Source organism: Microbacterium aurantiacum, assembly GCF_040532595.1.
GTDB lineage: Bacteria > Actinomycetota > Actinomycetes > Actinomycetales > Microbacteriaceae > Microbacterium > Microbacterium chocolatum_B.
This window is the reverse complement of the sequence record NZ_JBEVYX010000002.1, coordinates 324,778-349,942: the sequence shown is the minus strand read 5'-3', so window position 1 is coordinate 349,942 and position 25,165 is coordinate 324,778. Positions and strand designations below refer to the sequence as shown.

Annotated in this window: 21 protein-coding genes and 1 tRNA gene; 11 read left to right on the top strand and 11 right to left on the bottom strand. The window is 68.8% G+C overall.

Going from position 1 to position 25,165, the window contains the following annotated elements:
* The first annotated feature begins 43 nt into the window (after positions 1 to 43).
* The gene (gene pyk, locus ABXJ56_RS13900; RefSeq protein WP_354000318.1) at positions 44 to 1,492 is read left to right on the top strand and encodes a pyruvate kinase; all 1,449 of its coding nucleotides are present in this window, start codon (positions 44 to 46) and stop codon (positions 1,490 to 1,492) included.
* Positions 1,493 to 1,759: 267 nt separating this feature from the next.
* Here the strand turns inward: pyk and ABXJ56_RS13895 are convergent.
* Positions 1,760 to 1,842 (bottom strand) — tRNA-Leu (locus tag ABXJ56_RS13895).
* Positions 1,843 to 1,876: 34 nt separating this feature from the next.
* On the opposite strand from ABXJ56_RS13895, the gene ABXJ56_RS13890 reads away from it, so the two are divergent.
* Positions 1,877 to 2,488, top strand: coding sequence for an ANTAR domain-containing response regulator (locus ABXJ56_RS13890; RefSeq protein ID WP_053547513.1), 612 nt, complete (start codon positions 1,877 to 1,879; stop codon positions 2,486 to 2,488).
* Here the strand turns inward: ABXJ56_RS13890 and ABXJ56_RS13885 are convergent, their stop codons facing one another.
* The gene (locus tag ABXJ56_RS13885; protein ID WP_354000317.1) at positions 2,489 to 2,914 is read right to left on the bottom strand and encodes a PaaI family thioesterase; all 426 of its coding nucleotides are present in this window, start codon (positions 2,912 to 2,914) and stop codon (positions 2,489 to 2,491) included. It abuts the gene before it with no gap.
* A gap of 59 nt (positions 2,915 to 2,973) precedes the next feature.
* Here ABXJ56_RS13885 and polA point away from each other — a divergent pair, with 59 nt between their 5' ends.
* The 6 genes from polA (at position 2,974) to ABXJ56_RS13855 (ending at position 11,053) form a co-directional block, all read left to right on the top strand.
* Positions 2,974 to 5,610, top strand: coding sequence for a DNA polymerase I (gene polA, locus ABXJ56_RS13880; RefSeq protein WP_354000316.1), 2,637 nt, complete (start codon positions 2,974 to 2,976; stop codon positions 5,608 to 5,610).
* A gap of 66 nt (positions 5,611 to 5,676) precedes the next feature.
* Complete coding sequence (locus tag ABXJ56_RS13875; protein WP_354000315.1) at positions 5,677 to 7,350, top strand: DUF885 domain-containing protein; 1,674 nt, start codon at positions 5,677 to 5,679, stop codon at positions 7,348 to 7,350.
* 98 nt (positions 7,351 to 7,448) lie between these two features.
* On the top strand, positions 7,449 to 8,504 hold the full coding sequence (locus tag ABXJ56_RS13870; protein WP_354000314.1) for an LLM class flavin-dependent oxidoreductase: 1,056 nt from the start codon (positions 7,449 to 7,451) through the stop codon (positions 8,502 to 8,504).
* Between the two features lie 51 nt (positions 8,505 to 8,555).
* Positions 8,556 to 9,884: an MFS transporter gene (locus tag ABXJ56_RS13865; protein ID WP_354000599.1), complete on the top strand. Its 1,329-nt coding sequence runs from the start codon at positions 8,556 to 8,558 to the stop codon at positions 9,882 to 9,884.
* A gap of 18 nt (positions 9,885 to 9,902) precedes the next feature.
* A complete protein-coding gene (locus ABXJ56_RS13860) occupies positions 9,903 to 10,667 on the top strand; it encodes an SGNH/GDSL hydrolase family protein (RefSeq protein ID WP_354000313.1) in 765 nt (254 codons plus the stop codon).
* Positions 10,668 to 10,792: 125 nt separating this feature from the next.
* Entirely contained in the window at positions 10,793 to 11,053 is a 261-nt protein-coding gene (locus ABXJ56_RS13855; RefSeq protein ID WP_053547465.1) for a DUF6458 family protein, read from the top strand.
* 111 nt (positions 11,054 to 11,164) lie between these two features.
* Here the strand turns inward: ABXJ56_RS13855 and ABXJ56_RS13850 are convergent, their stop codons facing one another.
* From ABXJ56_RS13850 to ABXJ56_RS13835, 4 genes are all read right to left on the bottom strand, one after another.
* Positions 11,165 to 12,445 (bottom strand): MFS transporter, encoded by a 1,281-nt coding sequence (locus ABXJ56_RS13850; RefSeq protein ID WP_435405014.1) that lies wholly within the window; start codon positions 12,443 to 12,445, stop codon positions 11,165 to 11,167.
* Between the two features lie 105 nt (positions 12,446 to 12,550).
* The gene (locus ABXJ56_RS13845) at positions 12,551 to 13,060 is read right to left on the bottom strand and encodes a hypothetical protein (protein ID WP_354000312.1); all 510 of its coding nucleotides are present in this window, start codon (positions 13,058 to 13,060) and stop codon (positions 12,551 to 12,553) included.
* A gap of 66 nt (positions 13,061 to 13,126) precedes the next feature.
* On the bottom strand, positions 13,127 to 13,609 hold the full coding sequence (locus ABXJ56_RS13840) for a YdeI/OmpD-associated family protein (RefSeq protein ID WP_354000311.1): 483 nt from the start codon (positions 13,607 to 13,609) through the stop codon (positions 13,127 to 13,129).
* 8 nt (positions 13,610 to 13,617) lie between these two features.
* Positions 13,618 to 14,775, bottom strand: coding sequence for a GTPase family protein (locus tag ABXJ56_RS13835; RefSeq protein ID WP_354000310.1), 1,158 nt, complete (start codon positions 14,773 to 14,775; stop codon positions 13,618 to 13,620).
* Positions 14,776 to 14,902: 127 nt separating this feature from the next.
* Here ABXJ56_RS13835 and ABXJ56_RS13830 point away from each other — a divergent pair, with 127 nt between their 5' ends.
* Complete coding sequence (locus ABXJ56_RS13830; protein ID WP_354000309.1) at positions 14,903 to 15,538, top strand: hypothetical protein; 636 nt, start codon at positions 14,903 to 14,905, stop codon at positions 15,536 to 15,538.
* Between the two features lie 296 nt (positions 15,539 to 15,834).
* Here the strand turns inward: ABXJ56_RS13830 and ABXJ56_RS13825 are convergent, their stop codons facing one another.
* The 3 genes from ABXJ56_RS13825 to ABXJ56_RS13815 are packed head-to-tail and all read right to left on the bottom strand — an operon-like array spanning position 15,835 to position 18,352.
* A complete protein-coding gene (locus ABXJ56_RS13825; RefSeq protein WP_354000308.1) occupies positions 15,835 to 16,362 on the bottom strand; it encodes a GNAT family N-acetyltransferase in 528 nt (175 codons plus the stop codon).
* Positions 16,359 to 17,726 carry a D-alanyl-D-alanine carboxypeptidase family protein gene (locus ABXJ56_RS13820; RefSeq protein WP_354000307.1) on the bottom strand — a complete coding sequence of 456 codons (1,368 nt, stop codon included), beginning with the start codon at positions 17,724 to 17,726 and terminating at the stop codon, positions 16,359 to 16,361. Before ABXJ56_RS13820 ends, ABXJ56_RS13825 begins: the two co-directional genes overlap by 4 nt.
* On the bottom strand, positions 17,723 to 18,352 hold the full coding sequence (locus ABXJ56_RS13815) for a hypothetical protein (protein WP_354000306.1): 630 nt from the start codon (positions 18,350 to 18,352) through the stop codon (positions 17,723 to 17,725). The genes ABXJ56_RS13820 and ABXJ56_RS13815 overlap by 4 nt, the downstream gene beginning before the upstream one ends.
* Before the next feature lie 186 nt (positions 18,353 to 18,538).
* Here ABXJ56_RS13815 and ABXJ56_RS13810 point away from each other — a divergent pair, with 186 nt between their 5' ends.
* Both ABXJ56_RS13810 and ABXJ56_RS13805 read left to right on the top strand, forming a co-directional pair.
* On the top strand, positions 18,539 to 19,459 hold the full coding sequence (locus tag ABXJ56_RS13810) for an AEC family transporter (protein ID WP_354000305.1): 921 nt from the start codon (positions 18,539 to 18,541) through the stop codon (positions 19,457 to 19,459).
* A gap of 113 nt (positions 19,460 to 19,572) precedes the next feature.
* The gene (locus ABXJ56_RS13805) at positions 19,573 to 20,130 is read left to right on the top strand and encodes an HdeD family acid-resistance protein (RefSeq protein ID WP_354000304.1); all 558 of its coding nucleotides are present in this window, start codon (positions 19,573 to 19,575) and stop codon (positions 20,128 to 20,130) included.
* 67 nt (positions 20,131 to 20,197) lie between these two features.
* Here the strand turns inward: ABXJ56_RS13805 and dxs are convergent, their stop codons facing one another.
* Together dxs and ABXJ56_RS13795 are read right to left on the bottom strand one after the other, a co-directional pair.
* Positions 20,198 to 22,150 carry a 1-deoxy-D-xylulose-5-phosphate synthase gene (dxs, locus tag ABXJ56_RS13800; RefSeq protein ID WP_354000303.1) on the bottom strand — a complete coding sequence of 651 codons (1,953 nt, stop codon included), beginning with the start codon at positions 22,148 to 22,150 and terminating at the stop codon, positions 20,198 to 20,200.
* A 100-nt stretch (positions 22,151 to 22,250) separates the two neighbouring features.
* Positions 22,251 to 25,085, bottom strand: a complete 2,835-nt coding sequence (locus ABXJ56_RS13795; RefSeq protein ID WP_354000302.1) for an aconitate hydratase — start codon at positions 25,083 to 25,085, stop codon at positions 22,251 to 22,253.
* Positions 25,086 to 25,165: the final 80 nt, after the last annotated feature.

Here is a 25,165-nt window from a genome sequence, read left to right as displayed (position 1 = left end):
TGGCCCCGGCACTTCGCCCCCTACCCACCCGGAGAATCCACGGATGAGACGCGCCAAGATCGTCGCCACGCTGGGTCCGGCCACATCGTCGTACGAGATGGTTCGCGCCATCATCGACGCCGGTGTGGACGTCGCCCGCTTCAACCTGAGCCACGGGGACTACTCGGTCCACGACAACAACTTCGCCAATGTGCGCAAGGCCGCAGAGGATGCCGGCCGTGCGGTCGCCGCCCTCGTCGACCTGCAGGGCCCGAAGATCCGCCTCGGGCGGTTCGAGAACGGCCCGCACGAGCTCGCCCCCGGCGACATCTTCAAGATCACCGTCGAGGACATCCCCGGCACGGCGGAGATCGTCTCGACGACCTTCAAGGGGCTCCCGCAGGACGTCAAGCCCGGCGACTTCCTCCTCATCGACGACGGCAAGGTCCGCGTCGAGGTCGTCGAGACCGACGGCACGGTCGTCACCACCAAGGTGGTCGTCGGCGGTCCCGTCTCCAACAACAAGGGCATCAACCTCCCCGGGGTCGCCGTGAACGTCCCGGCGCTGTCGGAGAAGGACGAGGCGGACCTCCGTTGGGGTCTGCGCGCGGGCGCGGATCTCATCGCGCTGTCCTTCGTGCGCGACGCCAAGGACGTCCAGCGGGTCCACGAGATCATGGCGGAGGAGGGCGTGCGCGTCCCCGTCATCGCCAAGATCGAGAAGCCGCAGGCGGTGGACAACCTCGAGGAGATCATCGACGCATTCGACGGGATCATGGTCGCCCGCGGCGACCTCGGCGTCGAGCTCCCGCTCGAAGCCGTCCCGATCGTGCAGAAGCGCGCGGTCGAGCTCTGCCGGCGCATGGCCAAGCCCGTGATCGTCGCGACGCAGATGCTCGAGTCGATGATCGGCAGCCCTGTTCCGACCCGCGCGGAGACCAGCGATGTCGCCAACGCCGTCCTCGACGGCGCGGACGCAGTGATGCTCTCCGGCGAGACCAGCGTCGGCGCGTACCCCGTCGTCGTGGTCGAGACCATGGCCCGCATCATCGCCTCCACCGAGGAGCACGGCCTCGAGCGGATCGCGCCCCTCACGACGAAGCCCCGCACCCAGGGCGGCGCCATCACGCTGGCGGCCATGGAGGTCGCGGAGTTCGTCGACGCGAAGTACCTGTGCCTGTTCACCGAGTCGGGCGACACGGCGCGCCGCATGTCGCGTCTGCGCCCGAACATCCCGATCCTCGGCTTCGCGCCGGACCCGGCGATCCGTCGTCGCATGGCCCTCACCTGGGGTGTGCAGTCGACGCTCGTCGAGCACGTCGCCCACACCGACCTGATGTTCATCCAGGTGGACAACTACCTCCTCGACAACAAGCTCGCCGAGGTCGGCGACAAGGTCGTCGTGATCTCCGGGTCCCCTCCCGGGATCATCGGCTCGACCAACGACATCCGCATCCACAAGGTCGGCGACGCCGTCAACGGCAACGCGCCCATCTACAAAGCGGAAGCGTGACGAACGACGAAGCGGCCGCCGGTTCTCCGGCGGCCGCTTCGTCGTTCTCGTCATGAGGCTGAACGTGCGGAAGGCCGCAACCCTGACGGGTCGCGGCCTTCCGCACGTGCCGGTGGTGGGAGTCGTCCCCACGGCCACTCCACGCGCTGCTCCGCACCGCGCGGAGCCTCCGGCCGCGTGGGCCCACCCACACGCGGGCTCTTCCCGAGCCGCGCCACCCGAACGTGGCGAAGGCCGCAACCCTGACGGGTCGCGGCCTTCGCCACGTGCCGGTGGTGGGAGTCGAACCCACACGCCCTTGCGGGCAACCGAGTTTGAGTCGGTCGCGTCTGCCATTCCGCCACACCGGCTGGTCCGCGAACGACCATACCGTAGGATTCAATGGTGACTGAGCAGGAAACCACCACGGCACCCACCCCCCGTCGCGTCGTCGTCGCCGAGGATGAGTCGCTCATCCGACTCGACATCGTCGAGATCCTCCGCGACAACGGTTTCGACGTGGTCGGCGAGGCCGGTGACGGTGAGACCGCCGTCGCCCTGGCCACCGAGCTGCGTCCCGACCTCGTCATCATGGACGTCAAGATGCCTCAGCTCGACGGCATCTCCGCGGCCGAGAAGCTCAGCAAGAACCACATCGCGCCGGTCGTGCTCCTCACCGCCTTCAGCCAGAAGGAGCTCGTCGAGCGCGCGAGCGAAGCCGGGGCCCTCGCCTACGTCGTGAAGCCGTTCACCCCGAACGACCTCCTCCCGGCCATCGAGATCGCTCTGGCCCGGTACGAGCAGATCATCACGCTCGAGACCGAGGTCGCCGACATGGTCGAGCGGTTCGAGACCCGCAAGCTCGTCGACCGCGCCAAGGGTCTTCTCAACGAGAAGATGGGCCTGTCCGAACCGGAGGCGTTCCGCTGGATCCAGAAGGCGTCGATGGATCGCCGCCTGACGATGCAGGACGTCGCCAAGGCGATCATCGAACAGCTGGCGCCCAAGAAGGGCTGATCAGCGGTCGAGGTCGCGGATCATGTTCGTGATCCGCACCGTGGAGCAGCGCCGGCCTTCGTCATCCCGGACCACGATCTCGTGGACCGTGAGGCTGCGTCCGGCGTGCAGCGGCACGCACTCGCCGGTGACCCACCCGCGCGTGGCGGAGCGGGTGTGCGTGGCGTTGATGTCGACGCCGACGGCCAGCCGTCCGGGGCCCGCGAGGTAGTTGGCATGCATCGAGCCGAGCGACTCTCCGAGCACGACATAGCCCCCGCCGTGGAACAGTCCCACCGGCTGCGTGTTGCCCTCCACCGGCATCCGGCCCACGGCGCGGTCCGCTGTGAAGGTCACCCACTCGAAGCCCATCTTCTCCGCGAGTGCGCCGATTCCTCGGCTGAGCGCCCAGTCGAGGCCCTCGTCGCTCCGGGAGTCTGTGGTCATCGGGGCGCCTTCCGTCCAGAGGAGATTCGACCGTCGGATGCCGCGTCTAGGCTTGCAGGGTGACGGACTCCGCAAAGCCTACCCTCCTCGTCGTCGACGGCCATTCGCTGGCGTACCGGGCCTTCTACGCGCTGCCGGTCGACAATTTCTCGACCAAGGACGGACAGCACACAAACGGTATCTACGGCTTCCTGTCGATGCTGGTCAACCTGATCAAGGCGGAACGCCCGACCCATCTCGCTGTGGCCTTCGACACGTCGCGGCAGTCGTTCCGCACACGCGAGTACCCGGAGTACAAAGCCAATCGCTCCGAGACGCCGGCGGAGTTCAAGGGTCAGATCCCCCTTCTGCAGGAGTGCCTGACCGCCATGAGCATCCCGGTCCTCGCGCAGGAGGACGTCGAGGCCGACGACATCCTCGCGACCCTCGCCGAGGAGGGGAGCGCGGCCGGGTTCCACGTGCTCGTCTGCTCGGGCGACCGTGACACGATCCAGCTGGTGAACGACGACGTCACGCTGCTCTATCCGAACGTCCAGGGAGTGTCCCAGCTGAAGCGCTACGACCGGGAGGCGGTCATCGAGCGGTACGGCGTCCCGCCCGAGCAGTACCCCGACATCGCCGCCCTCGTCGGCGAGACCAGCGACAACCTCCCGGGTGTGCCCAAGGTGGGCGAGAAGACCGCGGTGAAGTGGCTGACCCAGTTCGGCTCGCTGGATGCGCTCCTCGAGGGTGCCGACACCATCAAGGGAGTCGTCGGTGGAAACCTGCGCGAGCACCTCGACGACGTGCGTCGCAACCGGATGCTGAACCGTCTCATGCGGGACGTCGAGCTCTCCGTGACTCCGGCAGACCTCGCCGTCCAGCCGATGGACGCCCAGGCGGTGCGTGACATCTTCGCGCGCCTGGAGTTCCGCACGCTTCTCCCGCGCGTCTTCGAGGCCGCCGGCGTCGATCAGGCGACGGCGGCCTCGCCCGCCGCCGCCGAGCCCCTCCCCGCCTCGCCGACCGTCGATGCCGGTGCGCTGTCCGACTGGCTGCGCGGAGCCGAGGGAGAGGTCGGGGTCACGGTCGTCGTCCGGGGCGGTCTCCCGCACCGGATCGGCTTCGCCACGGCATCCACCGCCGTGGAGGCGGACTGGTCGGATGACCTCGCCGGGATTCTGCGCGACTGGTTCGCCGGTGAGACGCCCAAGGCATTCAGTGACGCGAAGACCCAGATCAAGGCGCTGCGCCGCACCGGGATCACGGTGACGAACCTCGCCTTCGACACCGTCATCGCCGGATGGCTGCTCCGGCCGAGTCTCCCTGACAAGTCCCTCGCTGATCTCGTCGACCGCTATCTCGACGAGAAGCTCCCCGAGGCGGACCCGTCGCAGCTCGTCCCCGAGAACGAGGGGGCGACCCCCGGTCAGCTCTCCTGGTTCACACTGCGCGTGGCCGAGGCCCTGCGCGCCGAGTTGCCGGCATCCGTCTCGTCCGTGCTCACCGGCATCGAGCTGCCGACCCTGTCCGCTCTCGCCGACATGGAGCTGGCCGGTGTCGCGGTCTCTCATGACAAGCTCTCCGGGTTCTCCGCCGAGCTTGCCGCGCGCGCGGACGGTATCGCCCAGCAGGCGTACGCGGCGATCGGGCGCGAGGTGAACCTCGGCTCGCCGAAGCAGCTGCAGGAGGTCCTCTTCGACGAGCTCGAGCTGCCGAAGACCCGGAAGACCAAGACCGGATACTCCACGGACGCCGCCGTGCTCGCCGACCTGCAGGAATCCCACCCGCATCCGTTCCTGAGCCTCCTCCTGCAGCACCGCGAGGCGACGAAGCTCCGTCAGATCATCGAGTCCCTCGACGGCGCGATCGCCGCGGACGGGCGCATCCACACCACCTACGTCCAGACCGGCAGCCAGACCGGGCGGCTGAGCTCGACCGACCCCAACCTGCAGAACATCCCGATCCGCACCGACGAGAGTCGCCGCATCCGCGCCGCGTTCGAGGTGGGCGAGGGATACGAGACTCTCTTGACGGCCGATTATTCGCAGATCGAGATGCGCATCATGGCGCACCTGTCGGAGGACCCCGGGCTCATCGAGGCGTTCCGCTCCGGTGAGGACCTGCACCGTTTCGTCGGTGCCCGGGTGTTCGCGGTCGCTCCCGAAGAGGTGACCTCCGCGATGCGGACGAAGGTCAAGGCCATGTCGTACGGTCTCGTCTACGGACTGTCCGCGTTCGGATTGTCCAAGCAGCTGCGCATCGATCAGTCCGAGGCGAAGCAGCTGATGATGGAGTACTTCGCCCGCTTCGGTGCCGTGCGCGACTATCTCCGCTCCTCGGTCGAACAGGCTCGGATCGACGGCTACACCGAGACGATCTTCGGCCGTCGTCGGCCGTTCCCCGACCTCGCCAGCCCGAATCGGGTCCTTCGCGAGAACGCGGAGCGCGCCGCGCTGAATGCCCCGATCCAGGGCAGCGCCGCCGACATCATGAAGATCGCGCTGTTCCGGATCCACGAGGAGCTGCGACACCAGGGCCTGCGTTCCCGGGTGCTGCTGCAGATCCACGATGAGCTCGTGGTCGAGGTCGCGACGGGGGAGTGGGACCGCGTGGAGGAGATCGTCCGCGTCCGGATGGCGGATGCCGCCGACCTCACGGTTCCGTTGGACGTGCAGATCGGGCGTGGGGGAGATTGGGACACCGCCGGTCACTGAGTCACGGAGCGTTCGCGCGGCGTGGCCGGCTGGCGCGGTCGTGTGCGCCTGCCTAGGCTCGAATCCATGACTGAGAATTCCCGGACACCCACGCCGATCGACACGATCGCCGACGCGTGGGTCGACACCATCGCCGAGCTGGAACCGACCGTCGCGACCTACATCGGTCGTTTCGAGCACAACGGCCGCTACGGCGACTACAGCCCGGAGGGGCACGAGCGCGTCGTCGCCGCCGCGCGGGCCACCCTCGCCGAACTCACCGCGGCCGAGCCTGTCGACGACATCGACCGGGTCACGAAGGCCGATCTGTCGCGCGAGCTCGAGCTCGACCTGGAGCTCGCCGATGCCCAGTGGCACCTGCGGGACCTCAATGTGATCGCCTCGCCCGCACAGGACATCCGCGCAGTATTCGATCTGATGCCGACCGACACCCCGGAGGACTGGTCGGTCATCTCCGAGCGGCTCGGCGCGCTGCCCGCCGCCATCGAAGGGTATGTCGCGACGCTCCGCGAGGGTGCGGCGAGGGGTGTCGTCCCCGCGCGTCGTCAGGTCGTCGAGGTCGCCGCCCAGATCGCCCGGTACACCGACGACTCCGGCTTCTTCGCCGAGTTCACCGCCGAGGCGGCGCCGTCCGAGGGGCAGCTCCCCGCCTCCCTCGCGCGCGACCTCGCCGATCGCGCGGGCGCTGCGCGGGTCGCGTACGACACGCTCGCGACTTTCCTGACGTCCGAGCTCGCCCCGGTCGCCGAGGAGAAGGACGCCGTTGGCCGGGATCTGTACGCGCTGCACTCGCGGCGCTTCCTCGGAGCGGAGATCGACCTCGACGAGACCTACGAGTGGGGTGTCGAGGAGCTCGCGCGCATGGTCGCCGAACAGGAGTCGATCGCGAACGAGATCCTGCCCGGTGCGAGTGTCGAGGAGGCGGTGGCGTTCCTCGAGAAGGACGACGCGCGCAAGCTCCACGGGACGACCCAGCTCCAGGAGTGGATGCAGCGCGTGAGCGACCGTGCGGTCGAGGAGCTCGGCCGCACGCACTTCGACATCGCGGACCCGATCCGCAGGCTCGAGTGCATGATCGCCCCGACGAAGGAGGGCGGCATCTACTACACCGGTCCCACCGATGACTTCTCCCGTCCCGGCCGCATGTGGTGGTCGGTGCCGGAGGGCGTCGACCAGTTCGACACGTGGCGGGAACTGACGACCGTGTACCACGAGGGAGTTCCGGGCCATCACCTCCAGATCGCCCAGGCCGTGTACAACCGCGGGCAGCTGAACTCCTGGCGTCGGCTGCTCGCGGGGACGTCGGGGCACGCTGAGGGATGGGCGCTGTACGCCGAGCGACTGATGGAGCAGCTCGGGTACCTCGACGATCCCGCCGATCGCCTCGGCATGCTCGACGGTCAGCGCATGCGCGCCGCACGTGTGGCGCTCGACATCGGCGTGCATCTCGAGAAGCAGCGACCGGATGGGGCGGCGGCGTGGGATGCCCCGTTCGCCCTGGAGTTCATGGGGCAGAACGTGAACATGCCCCAGGAGTTCGTCCGCTTCGAGGTCAACCGCTACCTCGGCTGGCCGGGGCAGGCGCCGTCGTACAAGGTGGGGCAGCGCATCTGGGAGCAGCTGCGCGATGACGTCGCCGAACGCGAGGGCGCCGCATTCTCGATCAAGGACTTCCACAAGCGGGCGCTCGACGTCGGCGGCGTGGGTCTGGACACCCTGCGTGAGGCCCTCGCCCGCTGATCGGGAATCCCCGGGCGCCGTGGTGACGACGGCGACGTCCCGGAGGGAATAGGCTGAACTCGCGCATGTTCTATTCGTGCGAATAGAAAGGACGATCCATGATCGAGTTCGGACTGCACACCTTCGGGGACGTCACCGTCGATTCCGACGGCGCGCTCCTGTCCCAGGCGCAGACGCTGCGCAACGTCGTCGACCAGGCCGCCCTCGCGGACGAGCTGGGCGTCGCCTTCTTCGGTGTGGGGGAGCACCACCGCCCGGAGTACGCGGTGTCGAGCCCGGAGATCGTGCTCGCCGCGATCGCCTCCGGCACGAAGGACATCCGTCTCGGCACCGCCGTCACGGTGCTCTCCTCCGACGACCCGGTGCGTGTCTTCCAGCGCTTCGCGACCCTCGATGCGCTGTCGAACGGACGCGCCGAGCCGATCCTCGGACGCGGCTCCTTCACGGAGTCGTTCCCCCTCTTCGGCTACGAACTGAAGGACTACGAGGTCCTCTTCGAAGAGAAGCTGGACCTGCTCGCGGCGCTGCTGAAGGAGGAGCCGGTCACCTGGCAGGGCACCACGCGGCGGCCACTGCAGGCGACCGAGGTCTTCCCGAAGACGGAGAGCGGAATGCCGGCGTGGATCGGTGTGGGCGGCTCCCCGGAGTCCGTCGTCCGCACCGCGCGCTACGGATTCGGTCTGATGCTCGCGATCATCGGCGGGCCGGCAGCGCGGTTCGCGCCCTACGCGGATCTCTTCCGCCGCTCGCTCGCCCAGTTCGGCCATGAGGCGCGCCCGATCGGCGTGCACTCCCCGGGTCACATCGCCGACACCGACGAGCAGGCGTGGGAGGAGGCGTACCCGGCCTTCGACGTGATGTTCAGCACGATCGGTCGTGAGCGCGGCTGGCCGCCGTACAACCGGCTGCGTTTCCAGCAGGACGTGGGGGAGGGCGCCATCTACTCCGGATCGCCCGAACGAGTCGCACGCAAGATCGCCGACACCGTCCTCGCCCTCGGTCTGGACCGCTTCGACCTCAAGTACTCCAACGGCACGCTCCCGCACGAGAAGCTCATGCGCTCCATCGAGCTGTACGGAACCGAGGTCATCCCGCGCGTGCGCGAGCTGGTCGCCGAGGCGGAGGAGCGCGATGCGGTCCCGATCGCGCTCTAGCATGGGCCGGTGAGCACCGACACCCCGAGCACCACCGATACTTCGGCTCGGATGGACGCTCTGCCGTTCACCTGGAGGCATCTGCGCGTTCTGACGGGATCCGGGATCGGATGGGCTCTGGACGCGATGGATGTCGGTCTCATCTCGTTCATCATCGCCGCGCTGGCGGTGCAATGGCAGCTGCAGCCGTCCGAGACGGCGTGGATCGCGTCCATCGGCTTTCTCGGAATGGCGATCGGCGCAACCCTCGGCGGGCTCCTCGCCGACCGGTTCGGACGGCGCCAGATCTTCGCGCTGACCCTCCTCGTCTACGGGATCGCCACCGGCGCCAGCGCTCTCGTCACGGGATTGGCTGCCCTGCTCGTCTTCCGTTTCCTGGTGGGGCTCGGCCTGGGTGCGGAGCTTCCGGTCGCCTCCACCTATGTCTCGGAGTTCGCGCCCGCGCGCATCCGAGGGCGCGTGATCGTGATCCTGGAGGCCTTCTGGGCTGTCGGCTGGACGGCTGCCGCCATCATCGGGTTCCTCGTCATCCCGGCATCCGACGACGGGTGGAGGTGGGCGTTCGCCATCGGCGCCGTCCCGGCCGCGTACGCGCTGGCGGTGCGGTGGGGGCTGCCGGAGTCGCCGCGGTGGCTCGCACGCCGCGGTCGCCACGACGATGCCGAACGCGTCGTCCGCAGCTTCGAGGACGCGGCACACCGCGTCCGCCCGGTGTCGGCACGCCGCCCGGAGCGTGCGTCGTTCGAGGGCAGGACGACGGAGGATGCCGACGTCGGCGCCGGCGGAGGAGTCTCCGGGCTGTGGCGCGGGGAGTTCCGCGCGCGCACGGCGAGCCTGTGGATCGTGTGGTTCTGCGTCAACTTCTCCTATTACGGCGCCTTCATCTGGATCCCGTCGATCCTCGTGTCTCAGGGGTACGACCTGGTGCGCTCGTTCGGGTTCACACTCGTGATCACTCTCGCCCAGCTTCCGGGCTACGCCGTGGCCGCGTGGCTCGTCGAGGTGTGGGGACGGCGCGCGACGCTGTCGGTGTTCCTCGTCGGGTCCGCGGCATCCGCTCTCGTCTTCGGCACCGCCGACAGCGTCGCGATGATCATCGGGGCGGGGATGGCCCTGTCGTTCTTCAACCTCGGGGCATGGGGAGCGCTGTATGCCGTGACACCGGAGATGTACCCGACCTCTCTTCGCGCGACAGGCGCCGGCTGGGCGGCGGGGATCGGCCGGATCGCCTCGATCATCGCCCCCCTCACCGTCCCGCCGCTGCTCGCCGGAGGGGGTGCACCGCTGCTCTTCATCGTGTTCGGGGCCTTCTTCGCCGTCGCTGCGATCGCCGCGTGGGGGCTCGCCGATCGGCGCGGGAAGAGTCTCGACGATCGGTGACCGGCCTAGGCTGTCGGGATGTCTTCTGTGCGGTACGTGGCGATCGGCGACTCCTTCACCGAGGGGGTGGGGGACGAACTGCCCGACGGAACGGTGCGCGGCTGGGCGGACCTCGTCGCCGAGGGGTGGGCGAACGCGACGAGCGCCCCGGTCGAGTACGCCAACCTCGCCATCCGCGGGAAGCTGGTCTGGCCCATCGTCGACGAGCAGCTCGAGCCGGCCCTCGCGCTGAAGCCCACCCACCTGTCTTTCAACGGCGGCGGCAACGACATGCTCCGCCCGCGAACGAGCATCGCCGCGATCGTCGAAGCCTTCGACCGCGTACGACTGCGGTGCGCCCAGGAAGGGGTTCAGCTCATCCTGCTGTCGGGCGCGAACCCCTCGGGTCAGCTGCCGCTGGGGCGGCTCGTCAAGCAGCGGGGCGATCACCTCTCGGCCGCCGTGGTGGAGCGGTTCGAGGCGTACCCCGACGTGCTGCGAGCCCTCAACTGGCCCGATCGCGAGCTGGCGACTCCACCGTACTGGTCGGAGGATCGCCTGCACATGAACGCACGCGGCCACCACCGCGTCGCGGCGCGGGTGCTCTCGACCCTCGGCTTCGAACCGCCGGCAGCATGGTGGTCGCTTCCCGAACTCGCGCCCGCCGGGGCGCGCGGGGCGGCGTACTACCGCGAGCACGTGGCCCCGTGGGTGCGTCGACGGCTCTCGCGCACGTCGTCCGGCGACGGACGGATGCCGAAGTTCGCCGAATGGACGCCGATCGAGCCGACGGCCGGCCCCTGATCCACATCGATCAGCCGCTGTCAAGGCCTCCCAGTGAACGCGCGCGAAGCGCCACACTCGTCGGGGGGCGACATCCGTCCCGTACAGGGGAGGGCGCACGTCCCGGCCCCGGAAAGGAACCTCGCATGAGCATCGGAGCGGGAATCTTCCTCTTCGCCGTCGGCGCCATCCTCGCCTTCGCCGTCAACGTCGATGTCCAATGGGTCAACCTGGACATGATCGGATACATCCTCATGATTGCGGGCGCGGTGATCTTCGTCATCGGTCTGGTGCTGATGATGCGCCGTCGGTCGGTCGACTCGGTCACGCGCACGACCGACTCCGCAGGCGGGGAGCGCGTCACGCGTCGCTCCACCAGCGCGAGCGACGACGCCGCGGGCCTCTGAGTCCGGAGCCCCGATCGGTCTGAAGCCCCCGTGAGCGCCCTCGTGCGCACGGGGGCTTCGGCGTGGGCAGGGGCGCTTCGGCGTCCCGCGGTGACGAGGCGGGCGAGGGTCTCAGCGCCTCTTCGGGCGGGGTTCGTCCCACCCGATGTGCACACGTGTGCGGCGCCGCTCGATGACGATGAAGGTCGCCCCGAGCGCCCACAGCGGGAACTGCGTGAGGAAGGCGATCCGGAAGGCGTCGAGTGAATAGGTCTCGGGTGTGCCCGCGCCCTGCAGATCGAGCGCGAGGCCGATCGCGAAGATCGCGATCAATGCGGCGAGGAAGCCGCCGACGTTGGTGATGCCGGTCGCCGTGCTGAGGCGATGCGCCGGATTATGGGTCCGCGCGTGATCGAACGCGATCATGGACGCGGGTCCACCCATGGCGAGCGCGAAGGCGAGGGCGTAGAGGATCCAGATCGGCGCCGGTCCCGGCCACGCGATCACCACGCCCCACACCAGTGCCTGGATGCCGACCGCGGGGAGGACGAGCGCGCGGGAGCGGAGATGGGGGATCCGGCGGGAGAGATCGCCGACGAACGGCCCCACCAGCATTCCGATCACGACATACAGCGACAGCAGCGACGCCGCCTGCGCGGGGGAGAGGCCCTCGCCGGCGGTGAGGAACGGCATCCCCCAGAGGAGGACGAACGCCGTGCCCGCGAACGGCGTGGTGAAGTGCGACCAGAAGGCCAGTCGGGTGCCGGGATGCGCCCAGGCCGCACGGATGCCGACTCCCGTGTCGATCGAGGAACGGACGATCTTGATCGCTCCGGTCTCGGTGTTCACCGATACGTCCGCTGCGCGGTCCGGGGGATGGTTGCGGATGAGCAGGGCGACGAGGATCGCGAACAGGACGCAGAGCCCGGCGACCGAGCCGAACGCGATCTCCCAGCTCGTTGCGTGCAGGAGGGCGGCGAGCGGTGCGATCGCGAGGAGCTGTCCCGCCTGTCCGACGAGTCCGGTGAGTTGGCTCATCACCGGCGCGCGTTGCGCCGGAAACCATGTCGCGATGAGACGGAGGACGCTCGGGAAGACGGCGGCGTCGCCCGCGCCGAGGAGCGCACGGGCGAGGATCGCGACGCCGACGCTGGGAGAGAGGGCGAGGGTCAGCTGGCCCACGGCCATCAGGATCATGCCGATCGTCATGATCGGTCGCGCCCCGTAGCGATCCAGAAGAAGACCCACGGGGATCTGCATCCCTCCGTACACCGCGAGCTGGATCACCGCGAACATCGACAGGGTCGCGGCGTCGGCCGAGAAGCGTTCGGCCGCGTCCACGCCGACGGCGGAGAGCGAGCTGCGGTTGATGACGGCGAGCATGTACGCCGCGACGCCGACACCCCAGATCAGCCAGGCGCGCCAGCCCGGGCCTTCCGAGCGGGGGAGCGCGGCGCGGAAGGACACGAAGTCCACGCTACTCCGCGCGGCGCGAGGGTCACGCATCGGGGCGAGGGGTCAGGTGGAGAGGGCTGTACCGGGGCGGGCTCGCCCGTGGAGGGCGACGGATACGACGACCGCGACGAGAGCGATCACGGATGCTGCGCTGACGCCGAGGAGGATCCAGCCGGCAGGCGCGGCATCCGCTCCGCTGATCAGGAAGGTGTCCGCCAGTGCCATACCCGGGCCGAAGGAGGCGAGGAAGTACGCCACCGCGCCGCCGGCGAGGACGCCGAGATACCCGATTGCCGTCGCGGAACGGGTCGTGTCGGGTCGACGCGCGGCGATCAGGAGGAACACCGCGAGCAGAGGACCCACGAGGAGGAATCCGATGACGCCGGGGGCGAAGACGCGCTCGCCCGCGGCGGCCATCTCATCGTGGATCTCGGTCAGGCTCAGGCCCGGTGCAGCGGCGAGCGGGTTCCAGAGGAGGATCTGCAGGATGGCCACCGTGGCGTACGCCGCCACCGCGACCGCCCCCGCCGTCGCGATCGCCACCGCACCCGTGCTTCGCCGCTGTCGCGTCATCGGCCCACCATAGAACGGATGCGATGATCCACCACCTGGCAATCCGCCGGGTGGGCCGCGGGGGCGTCAGCCGCCGACCTCGTCGAGAAGCGCGACGATCCGTCGCCGTCGGGTCGTGTCGGTTCCCGCAGACTCGATCGGGACCAGCATCCGACGGCGTTCGCTCGGGGGCCGTGCGTCCCAGCGTCCGCGCGTACCTCGCTCGGACAGCGCGGCCGCGACATCGCGGGGGAGCGGCACGTAATCCGGGTCGACCGGAGCGAGTGCGCCGTGCACCGGGTCGCCCACCTCGAGGCGCATGCGACGGAGGAGGGAGGCCCCTGTCCAGACGAAGGTGTCGTCGATGACCGGGGCGCGCGTCAGGGCGAGGTTGACCTCCACTCCGTCGAGCTGCCCGGAGACCCGTCGAGTCCCGACATCCGATGCGGCGCGGACGAGGGCGGATGGGATCCGCAGGATCGAGTATCGAGACCGACCCCAGAGAAGCGGCTCGATGACGCCGTCGATCGGGTGCGGTGGTCCCCAGTGGAACGCGTCCGGTGTCGGCACATCCGCACCTACTTCCTGCCGACGCGCTGCTGGGCCATCTTGCGCACGACGTCCAGGGCGCCCGGGACGAAGTCGCCCCAGGCATCGCCGACTTTGGCGAGGTCCAGCTTGCCGGTGTGCACCTGTTCGCACAGGCGCATCCATCCCTCGCCCATCGCCACCGTCAGAGCCGCAGCGACGCTCGCGTTGACGGCGTTCCCCGCGCCGGGGATGAGCTTCAAGAAGCTTCGAGCCAGCGCCTGACCGGAGATCTGCACTCCCAGCTGCGCCAGTGCTCCCGCGGACATCATCGTCTTCAGCTCGAGGTCGTAGATCGCGGCGATGCGTCCCATCATCCCGAGCTGGATCGGCGCCAGGGCCAGCGCATCACCGACGGGAATCGGCGTCGCCGCGACGCCGGCGGCGAGTCCAGCGGCCCCGTTGATGATCGGACGCGCCATCTCGCGCTTCCAGGGGAGGTTGAGTCGTTGCGCGATGCGAAACGCGTCCTGGACGTCGGCGGGCGACAGCGCGAGGGTCTCCGCGACGAGATCACCGAGCCCATGGCCCGTGCCCTTTCCATCTCTCTCGCGCGTCGAGGTGGGCATGACACGGGCGAAGGGGATGGTAATCGGCTGACCGTGCTCATCGACCGGCTCCTCGAGCCAGGCGATGAACTCCCGCGTGCCCTTCGTGGGACGCCGGCTTCCCGTGAGCGCGTTGCGCTCCCAGTCGACCTTGGTCAGTACGAGGATGACGGGCAGTCCGCGCGCGTCCAGTTCCTGGATCATCTCGATGTCGGCCCGCGTGAGTCGATCATCGTTCGCCTTCACGCAGTACCAGACGACAGCGATCTGCTCGTTCCGCGGGTGCTGCTCGATCGTCTTCAGATGGTCGCGAAGCTGCTCCCGAGGCGGTACAGCCGACCCGATCTCGAACCCTTCGATGTCCCAGATGCCGAGCGAATCGTCGTGGTAGTAGCGGACACCTTTCGTGACGGGCAGCCCTTTCCCGACCGCGGCCCAATCACGCTGGAAGACCGCGTTGACCAGGGATGATTTGCCAACGCCCGTGCCGCCGATGACCGCGAGGTTGAAGCGCCCGTAGCGCGATTTCGCCTCGGAGGTCGCCTCGAGGAACGGGCGCTCGTCTATCTCGGGCTTCTGTCGGGAGGAGTCTGCTGACATGAGGCGGTGAATGTCCTTCCGCGAGCACCGTGCACGCTGTCCACACGATACGCGCCCATCGGGGGAGTGGCCTCGATCGACGTATCACCTCGCGCGTTCTCCGCTCCTGTGAGGCGAGGAGGAACGGATGCCGATCCTGCAGAGCGTCGACGCAGCAGTCGTTCCGGTGGAGCCGGGGCGCCCACATGCGGTGCCGGGGTCTCGTCGCACCGGCATCCTGTTCTGGCTTCGTCGATATCTTCCCGCGGAGCTTGCCGGGACCGCGGCGCTGGTCCTGGCGGGTCTCGCGGTCGCGGGGACCAGCGCACACCCCGTCGTGATCACGATGGCGGCCGTGGTGGGTGAGAATCTCGGCTTCTACGGAGTCCTGGCGGTCATGGTCCTCGTAGAGCAGCATCGGCGCGGCCGCAGAGGCGCGCGTGCGACCGCGGCCACCGTCATCCTGCTGGCCGCCGAGTTCGGCGGCGCTGAGCTTCTCGACAGTCTGCTGGTGCGGCCCGGAGCGATCTCCCTGGCCCTGTGGCTCGTGCCGGACCCGTTCTGGGCGTTGCTGGTCGGCAAGGTCGCCGCGGATCTGGTGTTCTACACAATCGCGGCGGTCGGCTACATCGTGACCACGAAGACCCGTCTGCGGCGCCCCGTCGGCGATCGCGCCGGCGGCGGCGACGCCGTAGATCTCGCGTCCGTGAGGGACGTGCCAGGAGAGGGCCGGAGGAGCGCGGATCGCGCGGCGCGGTCGGCGCCGGCTAATGACCTGACATAATGTGCATTATCGGCAATTGCAGAATGGGCGCTCGACCCCGATCGGGGTCTGGTTCTCCGTGCCGAACTCCTCCGATTCGTAGCGACGCGTCGCGCGACGGCGGCGCTGGGCCCTGCGTGGATCGGATCTGAGGAGTTCGGTGCGCGCCGACCCGGCGCGCCCTGGTCGTACTCAGCCGCATCGGACCGGACGTCGCCGATTCCCGGTCGGCTCACGCCGGGCTCAACTCCTCACAAACGCCGGTGTTCCGACTGCCGTCGCGTATGGAACCGGTTCCAGCTCACGGGTCCGAGGAGTTAGCCCCGGGCGGGACGGATCATCCGGGCGTCGGTGATCGCGGGCGCCCCGGGATCGGACTTCTCGCGCCCGTCGAAGGCGAACCCGTTCCGCTGGTAGAAGGCGATCGCCCGGGGGTTCTCCTTCGCGACCCACAGCACCATCGCGTCCGTACCCGCGACATCGTCGAGCAGCCGCTGCCCGACACCGCGACCGTGATGCGCCTGGAGCACGTAGAGCATGTACAGCTGGCGGTCGATCGCCGGTGGAGCGTCGCCCTTCGGATCCGGCACCGGTGGGCCCGCCATGGCGAAGCCGATGATCGCGCCGTCGCACACCGCGACGCGGATGACCGCATCCGCAGGCCCGTCCTCGCCCAGCAGGCGATGCCACATGTCACGGCGCCCGCGCCGGTGCGCATCGTCGAAGAAGCCGGCCGGAAGGAGCTCCGCGTAGGCCTCCTTCCACGTCCGCACGTGCAGTTTTGCCAGGTCGTGGGCGTCCGGCGCCCGCGCCTCACGGATCGAGAAGATCCGCCGTGTCTTCACCCGAGCTCCCCCGGATTCATCAGTCGCCACCACGCCGACGGCGGCTCGATCTCACCCTCGACGACGACGTTCGCCGACACCGTCTCAGGACCGGCCGACCACGTGATCACCCCCACTGCGGCGCCGTCTCTCGGCACCTCCACGGGGACGCTGTCCCATCGGGAGGCGATCGGCGTGTCCGACCACGTGAAGATCTCGGCATCCTCCGCGATCACGACGGCGGCGGTCGCTCCCCAGGGAGCGCTCACCGTGCCCACCGTCTGACCGGCACGCGCGACGGGCACGGGGTGGAAGCCGGCTTCCACGCTGTCGAGGAGGCGGACGATGTCGGTGTGCAGGGAATCCCGTGACTGCGCACCCAGCCTCACCCCTGTCACGTCGAGCGTCACGTCCGGTGCGACGTCGAGCGTGGCCGTGTACACCAGGCCGAAGGTCCCCGGGCCGAGATTGCCGGTCTTCAGCCCGGAGATCCCGCTCTGCCCCAGGAGGGTGTTGGTCGTGTACACGGTTCCGGTGCCCGGGAAGGACACCGCGGGGGTGCCGGAGATGTGCGCGACGACGGCGTCATCCGCCGCGATATCGGCCAATCGCATGAGGTCATCGGGCGTGCTGACGTTTCGAGGATCCAGCCCGGTCGGGTCGACGACGACGGTGCTCGTCAGCCCTCGCGCATCGAGCCACTCTCGGGCGGCCTCCCGGAAGCCCCACGACGACCCGAAAGCCCACGTCGACACGGCATCCGCGTAGTTGCTCGCCGACGGGATGAGCATCGTCGCGAGTGCGTCGCGCAACGACATTCGGCTGCCCGCGGGCATGCCGGCCACGGTCGCGCCCTGCACGTAGTAGGCGTCGTAGAGATCGTGATCGGCTTCGGAGAAGGTCAGCGTGGGACCGGGGTCGTCGAGCCCGTCCAGCGGATGGGCCTCCAGGACGACCAGGGCGGTGATGAGCTTGGTGATGCTCGCGATGGGCTGCTGCTCCCCCGAGCCGGTCCGCACGATCATCCCCTCGGCCGCGGCTTCGGGCCCGAGGTATTCCGACGCGCCACGGACGGCGATGACGGATGCGCCCTCGGTGGGGCGGACCATCGCCGCGGTCGGCCCCGGGTCCGCCGCGGGTGCGCCGGCTTCGATCGTCGGCTCGGGTACGGGCGCCGACAGCGCCCAGATGGTGTAGCCGGTGCCCGCTGCGAGGGCGAGCAGGACGACGATCCAGAAGATGCCGGCGACCGTGCGTCCGATCGCTCGGGTGCGTCGCATCTCCGCGTCGCTCTCGGCCGTCACGGGCCGCGCCATCCATGCGGAGAGGTCGTCGAGGTCGTCCGCGGCGCGGGATCGCTCCGCGTCAGGCGACGCGGAGCTCACGGTGATTCCGCGACGGACACCTCGAACGTCACGGTGACCTGCGATGACTGGGTGTCGACGGTGATCTCGGCGGACGACATCGCGCCATTGTGGAGTACCGGGTCGATCGCAGCCGAATACCGGTCGCCGCCGTTCTCGCGCGACGCGGCGGTCAGGTCCTCCTGCAGGGCTGCCACATCGGCGTCCGTGAATCCCCACCCCTCGGCGACGGACGCCAGGTGCGGGAACACCGACAGCCAGGCGCCGTTGCTCACGCGCGAGAGCTCGATGGACTCCACCCGGCCGCCCGAGGTGGTGATCGCGAAGGAGCGGACGAGGTCCAGGGAGAACACACCGTCGCCACCCAGGACGAGCGCCGTGACCGGCACGATGGGTTCGAAGGTCTCCGTGCCCTCGGCGGGAAGACCCAGCTCGGCCGCGGGCAGCGCATCCTCGGTCACTCGGATCTTCATCAGACCCTCGCGGCCGATGTAATCCACCCCGGCACCGCTGAAGATCGACATCCCGTCGGACGCCTCCTGATCCGCGGATGCCGGCCTCTCGGTGTCGATCCACCAGGAGTTCTGCATCGCCACCGCAGCGACGACGAACCCGACGCACAGGAGGGCGACGATGCTGATGGGCACCCAGGACAGCATCCTCCGCCTCGCTCGGCGCTGCTGGACGGTGCGGCTGGCGGTCGACGCATCAGAGGGCGTCGTCGCTGGCTGTGTGGTGGTCATGGTCGTCTCTCCGCGCTCAGGATGGGCTGGTGGGGGGCGAGGAGCGTGCGGCAACCCTAACAAACACGCTCGATTCTCTAGGCTCGAGGGGTGCTGGAGTCGCTCACGGGGTTCGTCGTCGTGGGCGTGGCGATCCTCGTGGGCTGGATCATCGGTCGCATCGACCTGCTCGGCGAGCACGCGCGTCCGGTCCTGGCCCGGCTGACCTTCTTCGTCCTCTCCCCCTTCCTGCTGTTCGTGGTCCTCTCTCAGGCGGACGTGCGCACGCTCTTCTCCGCGCTGCTGCCCGTGTCACTGATCGCCGCTGTCGTGGTGATCGGCGTTCATGCGGTGATCTCCCGTGTCCTCTGGCGACGGGGTACGGGTGAGACGGTCATCGGCTCGCTGTCCGCGGGCCAGGTCAACTCCAACAACATCGGCATCCCGCTGTCCCTGTACCTCCTCGGGAGCGCCGCATTCCCCGCGCCGGTGATCCTCCTTCAGCTGCTGCTGTTCACTCCGGTCACCCTGGCGATCCTGGATGCCGCATCCTCGGCACGCTCGTCCTGGCGGCGGACGCTCGTCCGCGCGCTCACGAACCCCCTGGTGCTCGGCTCCGCGCTCGGCGCAGCCGTATCGGCGAGTGGGGTCGCGCTTCCGCCGATCGTCCTCGAACCCGCTGTCCTGATCGCCAACGCCTGCGTCCCGGTTCTGCTCATCTCCTACGGGATCTCCCTGCACGGTCAGCGGGTGCTCGGTGCGCGCGGACGCCGGAGGGACGTCCTGCTCGCGAGCGCCCTGAAACTCCTCGTCATGCCGGCCGTGGCCTGGGTGGTGGCCGATCTCGTCTTCGGCCTCTCGCCGCGCGACGTGCTCGTCGTCGTCGTCCTGGCGGCGCTCCCGACCGCGCAGAACGTCTTCAACTACGCGCAGAGATACGACGTGGGCGAGGCGATCGCCCGAGACACCGTGTTCGTGACGACGCTCGGTTGCATCCCCGTCCTGCTGGCGGTGACCCTCCTTCTCGGGTGACCACTCCCCCGTCGTCACACTCGGATCTCACCCTGCGCGGCTGAGGGGAAGCGTTCGACCGGGGGTCTACAATGCAACCGACCCTTCCCAGGGAACTCTCAGAAAGGACGCACATGTCCATTGAATCCACGGTCGAGAAGTCGGCCGTCAACGGAATTCGCACGGCGCTGGGAGTCGGCGGTGTCCTCGCGGTCATCGTCGGCGTCCTGATCCTCGCCTGGCCGGGCAAGACCGCGATGGTCGTCACCGCCATCATCGCGATCTACGCCATCGTGGCCGGCCTCGTGTACGCGGGGCTCGGCATCTTCGCCAAGACCAAGGGCGGCTGGGCGCGTGTCGGACACATCGCACTCGGCGTGCTCTTCGTCATCGCGGGTGTCGTGGCGCTGTTCAACCTCGGACAGACCACCGTCTGGCTGGCGCTCTTCCTCGGCATCCTCGTCGGCATCATGTGGATCATCGAGGGGATCGTCGCGCTGTCGACGCTCGGCGATGCCGCCTCGAAGGGCTGGTCGATCGCCTTCGCGATCCTCAGCATCATCGCCGGTGTGGTGCTGCTGTTCTCCCCGCTGTGGGGCGCCGTGGTGCTGTGGTGGCTCCTCGGCATCTCCCTGATCGTGCTCGGCCTCATCAACATCGTGCGCGCGTTCACGTTCAAGGGCGCCATCTGACGCCACGAACGACGAGGGCGGGTGGGGATGCCGACATCCCCACCCGCCCTTTCGTCTCTCGACGTCGTCAGCGCTGCGCGTCGCTCCAGTGCGGAACGTCGCCGACCCCGTCGGTCTCGGTGGTCGCTCGCGCGACCGGGATGCGGGTGCCGACGACCTGTGCCACGACATCCTGCGCGATCTTCGCAGCGGTCAAGCCGGCGTCCTCGAGGATCTCCTCGCGGCTGGCGTGATCGATGAACTCGTCCGGAACCCCGAGCTCGTCCACCGCGGTGTCGACTCCGGATTCGCGGAGCACCTGGCGGACCCGGGTGCCGATGCCGCCGACACGGATGCCGTCCTCGATGGTGATGACCAGGCGATGACGCGCCGCGAGCTCGACGATCGAGGGCTGCACGGGAACCACCCACCGAGGGTCGACGACGGTCGCGCCGATCCCTTGGGCACGCAGACGCTCGCCGACATCGACGGCGACATGGGCCATCGGACCGATGCCGACCAGCAGCACGTCTTCGGAGTCGCCGCGGGCGAGCACGTCCACGCCGTCCTGCAGGCGCTCGAGCGCGGGGAGATCGGCGCTGACGCTTCCGCGCGGGAAGCGCACCACCGTGGGTGCGTCTTCGACGGCGACCGCCTCGCGGAGCTCCTCGCGGAGTCTCCCGCCGTCGCGCGGCACGGCGATCCGGATGTGCGGGACGAGCTGGAGCATCGCGAGATCCCAGATCCCGTGATGGCTGGGGCCGTCGGGCCCGGTCACACCCGCCCGATCCAGCACGAACGTCACACCGGCGCGGTGGAGCGCGACATCCATGAGCACCTGGTCGAACGCGCGATTCATGAATGTGGCGTAGATCGCGACGACAGGGTGCAGCCCGCCGTACGCCAGACCGGCGGCGGAGGCCACCGCATGCTGTTCGGCGATCCCGACGTCGTAGACGCGATCGGGGAACCGCTGGGCGAACGGCAGGAGCCCGGTCGGGCGGAGCATCGCCGCGGTCATGGCGATGACGTCGGCGCGATCCTCGCCCACCGCCAGGAGCTCCTCGGCGAAGACATCCGTCCACGCCGGTGCTCCCCCGCCGCCCAGCGCGACGCCGGAGACCGGATCGATCTTGCCGACGGCGTGGAACTGGTCGGCCTCGTCATTGCGGGCGGGCTCGTAACCGCGGCCCTTCTCGGTGATCGTGTGGACGATGACCGGTGCCCCGTAGCTCTTGGCCTGCTCGAGGGTCTCGACCAGTGCGGTGAGATCGTGGCCGTCGATCGGCCCGAGGTACTTGATGTCCAGGTTCGAGTACAGATCGCCGTTGTTGGTGAAGCGTGAGAGGAATCCTCGTGTTCCACCGCGCACGCCGCGGTAGATGGCGCGCGCAGCGGGCCCGAGCCGGCGGAAGAGGTCGTCCGAGCCCTGCCGGAGGCTGCGGTACGTGTCCCCGGTGCGGACGCGATTCAGGTATCGCGCCATGCCGCCGATCGTCGGGGCGTAGGAGCGCCCGTTGTCGTTGACGATGATGACGAGGTTGCGGTCGTTGTCGTCGGAGATGTTGTTGAGGGCCTCCCACGTCATGCCCCCCGTCAGGGACCCGTCTCCGACGACGGCGACCACGTGACGGTCCTTCCGGCCGGTGAGCGTCAGGGCGCGGGAGACACCGTCGGCCCAGCTGAGCGAGCTGGATGCGTGGGAGGATTCCACGACGTCGTGCGGGCTCTCCGAGCGCTGCGGATAGCCGGCGAGGCCGCCGCGTGCCCGCAGTCCGGAGAAGTCCTGCCGGCCGGTGAGCAGCTTGTGGACGTAGGACTGGTGCCCCGTGTCGAAGATGACCGGATCGGCCGGCGAATCGAAGACCTTGTGGATGGCGATCGTGAGCTCGACGACCCCCAGGTTGGGGCCGAGGTGACCGCCCGTGCGGGCGACGTTCTCGATCAGGAAGGCGCGGATCTCGTCGGCGAGGTCGGCGAGTTGATCCTCGTTCAGTGCATCCAGATCACGAGGTCCGCCGATCGATGAGAGCAACGACATTGCGAGCTCCTTTCCGCCCCCGGGCGGGGTCGTCCCAGTGTAATGGCCGGACACGGGAAAGGGCCGGGCCTCGACGGCACCGGCCCTTTCCCATGAGGGGTCAGACGAGCGAACGCAGAACGTACTGCAGGATGCCGCCGTTGCGGTAATAGTCGGCTTCGCCGGGGGTGTCGATGCGGACCGTCGCGTCGAACTCGACGGTCTCCTTCCCGGCCGGCGAGAACTCGCTCGGCTCGGCGACCACGCGCACCGTCTTCGGGGTGACGCCTTCGTTGAGCTGCTCGAGACCGGTGATCGAGATGACCTCGGTCCCGTCCAGGCCGAGCGACTTCCAGGTCTCCCCCGCCGGGAACTGCAGCGGCACCACGCCCATGCCGATCAGGTTCGAGCGGTGGATGCGCTCGAAGCTCTCGGTGATGACGGCCTTCACGCCCAGCAGTCGCGTGCCCTTGGCCGCCCAGTCGCGCGACGATCCCGAGCCGTACTCCTTGCCGCCGAAGATCACCAGGGGCGTGTCCTGCGCCTGGTAGTTCATCGAGGCGTCGTAGATGAACGACTGCGGTCCGCCCTCGAGTGTGAAGTCACGGGTGTATCCGCCCTCGACGACCTGACCGTCGTTGACGGCGGCGACGAGCTCGTTCTTGAGTCGGATGTTCGCGAACGTTCCACGGATCATGACCTCGTGGTTGCCGCGGCGCGAACCGTAGGAGTTGAAGTCCTTCTGCGCGACGCCGTGCTCCGTGAGGTACTGCGCGGCCGGAGTGCCGGCCTTGATGTTGCCGGCCGGGCTGATGTGGTCGGTCGTGACGGAGTCGCCGAGGGCGGCCATCACCCGTGCACCGCGGATGTCGCTCACCGGCGTGAGCTCCATCGTCATGCCGTCGAAGTACGGCGCCTTGCGCACGTAGGTCGAATCCTCGTCCCACGCGAAGACCGGCCCCGTCGGGGTGGGGAGGTTCTTCCAGCGGTCGTCGCCCTCGAACACGGTGGCGTACTGCGTGATGAACTGCTCCCTCGAGATGGAGGAGTCGATGATCTCCTGCACCTCGTCGGGCGCGGGCCAGATGTCCTTGAGGAAGACGTCATTGCCGTCGGCGTCGCGGCCGAGGGGGTCGGTCTCGAAGTCGAAGTGCATTGAGCCCGCCAGCGCGTACGCGACCACGAGGGGCGGCGAGGCGAGGTAGTTCATCTTGACGTCGGGGCTGATGCGGCCCTCGAAGTTGCGGTTGCCCGAGAGCACTGCGGTGACGGCGAGGTCGTGCTCGTTGATCGCGGCGGAGACCTCTTCGATCAGCGGACCGGAGTTGCCGATGCAGATCGTGCAGCCGTAGCCGACGGTGTAGAAGCCGAGGCCCTCCAGATCCTTGTCCAGACCCGACTTCTCGTAGTAGTCCGTCACTACCTTGGACCCGGGGCCGAGCGTCGTCTTCACCCAGGGCTTCTGCTTCAGCCCCTTCTCGCGCGCCTTCCGCGCGAGGAGACCGGCGGCGATCATGACCGACGGGTTCGACGTGTTCGTGCAGGACGTGATGGCTGCGAGCGTCACGGCGCCGTTGTCCAGCGTGTACGGGGAGCCGGTCGGCGGGGTCACGCGCACCGGGTTCGATGCCTCCACGGGGGCTCCGCTGGAGATGTGGACCTCGCGGGTCTCGTCTTCCTCGTCGCCGGGGGCGGCGCCGGGGTCGGAAGCGGGGAAGGAGTGCTTGGACTCCAGGTCGACGATGTCGTTCGAGACGGACGGAGCGGCGTAGCTGACGATGTCCTTCTCGAACTGCGTCTTGGCCTCCGACAGGAGGATGCGGTCCTGCGGCCGCTTGGGCCCGGCGATGGAGGGGACGACGGTGGAGAGGTCGAGCTCCAGGTACTCGCTGAAGACGAGCTCCCGGGCGGGGTCGTGCCACAGCGACTGCGCCTTCGCATAGGCCTCGACGAGCGCGACGGTCTGCTCGTCGCGACCGGTCAGGCGCAGGTACTCCAGCGTCACGTCGTCGATCGGGAACATCGCGGCGGTGGAGCCGAACTCCGGGCTCATGTTGCCGATGGTGGCGCGGTTCGCGAGCGGCACGGAGGCCACGCCTTCGCCGTAGAACTCCACGAACTTGCCGACGACCCCGTGCTTGCGGAGCATGTCGGTGATGGTGAGGACGACGTCGGTCGCGGTCACGCCGGCGGGGATCTCGCCCGTCAGCTTGAACCCGACGACGCGCGGGATGAGCATCGACACCGGCTGGCCCAGCATGGCCGCCTCGGCCTCGATGCCGCCCACGCCCCATCCGAGGACGCCGAGCCCGTTGACCATCGTGGTGTGCGAGTCGGTGCCGACGCAGGTGTCGGGGTACGCGCGGAGCACGCCGTCGACGGAGCGGTCGTAGACGACCTTCGCGAGGTGCTCGATGTTCACCTGGTGGACGATGCCCGTGCCCGGGGGGACGACCTTGAAATCGTCGAAGGCCGTCTGGCCCCAGCGCAGGAACTGGTACCGCTCGCCGTTGCGCTCGTACTCGATCTCGACGTTGCGCTCGAGGGCGTCTTCGCGGCCGAACAGATCGGCGATGACCGAGTGATCGATCACCATCTCCGCGGGTGAGAGCGGATTGATGCGCTTGGGGTCTCCCCCGAGGGCGGTGACGGCCTCGCGCATGGTGGCGAGGTCGACGATGCAGGGGACGCCGGTGAAGTCCTGCATCACCACGCGGGCGGGGGTGAACTGAATCTCGGTGTCGGGCTCCGCCGCGGCATCCCACGATCCGAGTGCCTGGATCTGGGCCTTCGTCACGTTCGCACCGTCCTCGGTGCGCAGAAGGTTCTCGAGGAGCACCTTCAAGCTGAACGGAAGCTTCTCGTAGCCCTCGACGGTGTCGATGCGGAAGATCTCGTAGTCGGTGCTGCCGACCGTCAGGGTGCTCTTCGCACCGAAGCTGTCAACCGTGGACACGTCATGTCTCCTTCGTCGGCGGCGGGACGGCCGATGGGCCGGCTCCCCCATCTTCCTCCGCTCGGATGCCGGCTGCCAGT

Coding starts and splice junctions, on each gene's coding strand:
- pyk (WP_354000318.1), top strand. CDS start 44: ATGAGACGCGCCAAGATCGTCGCCACGCTGGGTCCGGCCACATCGTCG.
- ABXJ56_RS13885 (WP_354000317.1), bottom strand. CDS start 2,914: ATGACCACAGACTCCCGGAGCGACGAGGGCCTCGACTGGGCGCTCAGC.
- ABXJ56_RS13875 (WP_354000315.1), top strand. CDS start 5,677: ATGACTGAGAATTCCCGGACACCCACGCCGATCGACACGATCGCCGAC.
- ABXJ56_RS13870 (WP_354000314.1), top strand. CDS start 7,449: ATGATCGAGTTCGGACTGCACACCTTCGGGGACGTCACCGTCGATTCC.
- ABXJ56_RS13865 (WP_354000599.1), top strand. CDS start 8,556: ATGGACGCTCTGCCGTTCACCTGGAGGCATCTGCGCGTTCTGACGGGA.
- ABXJ56_RS13860 (WP_354000313.1), top strand. CDS start 9,903: ATGTCTTCTGTGCGGTACGTGGCGATCGGCGACTCCTTCACCGAGGGG.
- ABXJ56_RS13855 (WP_053547465.1), top strand. CDS start 10,793: ATGAGCATCGGAGCGGGAATCTTCCTCTTCGCCGTCGGCGCCATCCTC.
- ABXJ56_RS13845 (WP_354000312.1), bottom strand. CDS start 13,060: ATGACGCGACAGCGGCGAAGCACGGGTGCGGTGGCGATCGCGACGGCG.
- ABXJ56_RS13835 (WP_354000310.1), bottom strand. CDS start 14,775: ATGTCAGCAGACTCCTCCCGACAGAAGCCCGAGATAGACGAGCGCCCG.
- ABXJ56_RS13830 (WP_354000309.1), top strand. CDS start 14,903: ATGCCGATCCTGCAGAGCGTCGACGCAGCAGTCGTTCCGGTGGAGCCG.
- ABXJ56_RS13805 (WP_354000304.1), top strand. CDS start 19,573: ATGTCCATTGAATCCACGGTCGAGAAGTCGGCCGTCAACGGAATTCGC.
- dxs (WP_354000303.1), bottom strand. CDS start 22,150: ATGTCGTTGCTCTCATCGATCGGCGGACCTCGTGATCTGGATGCACTG.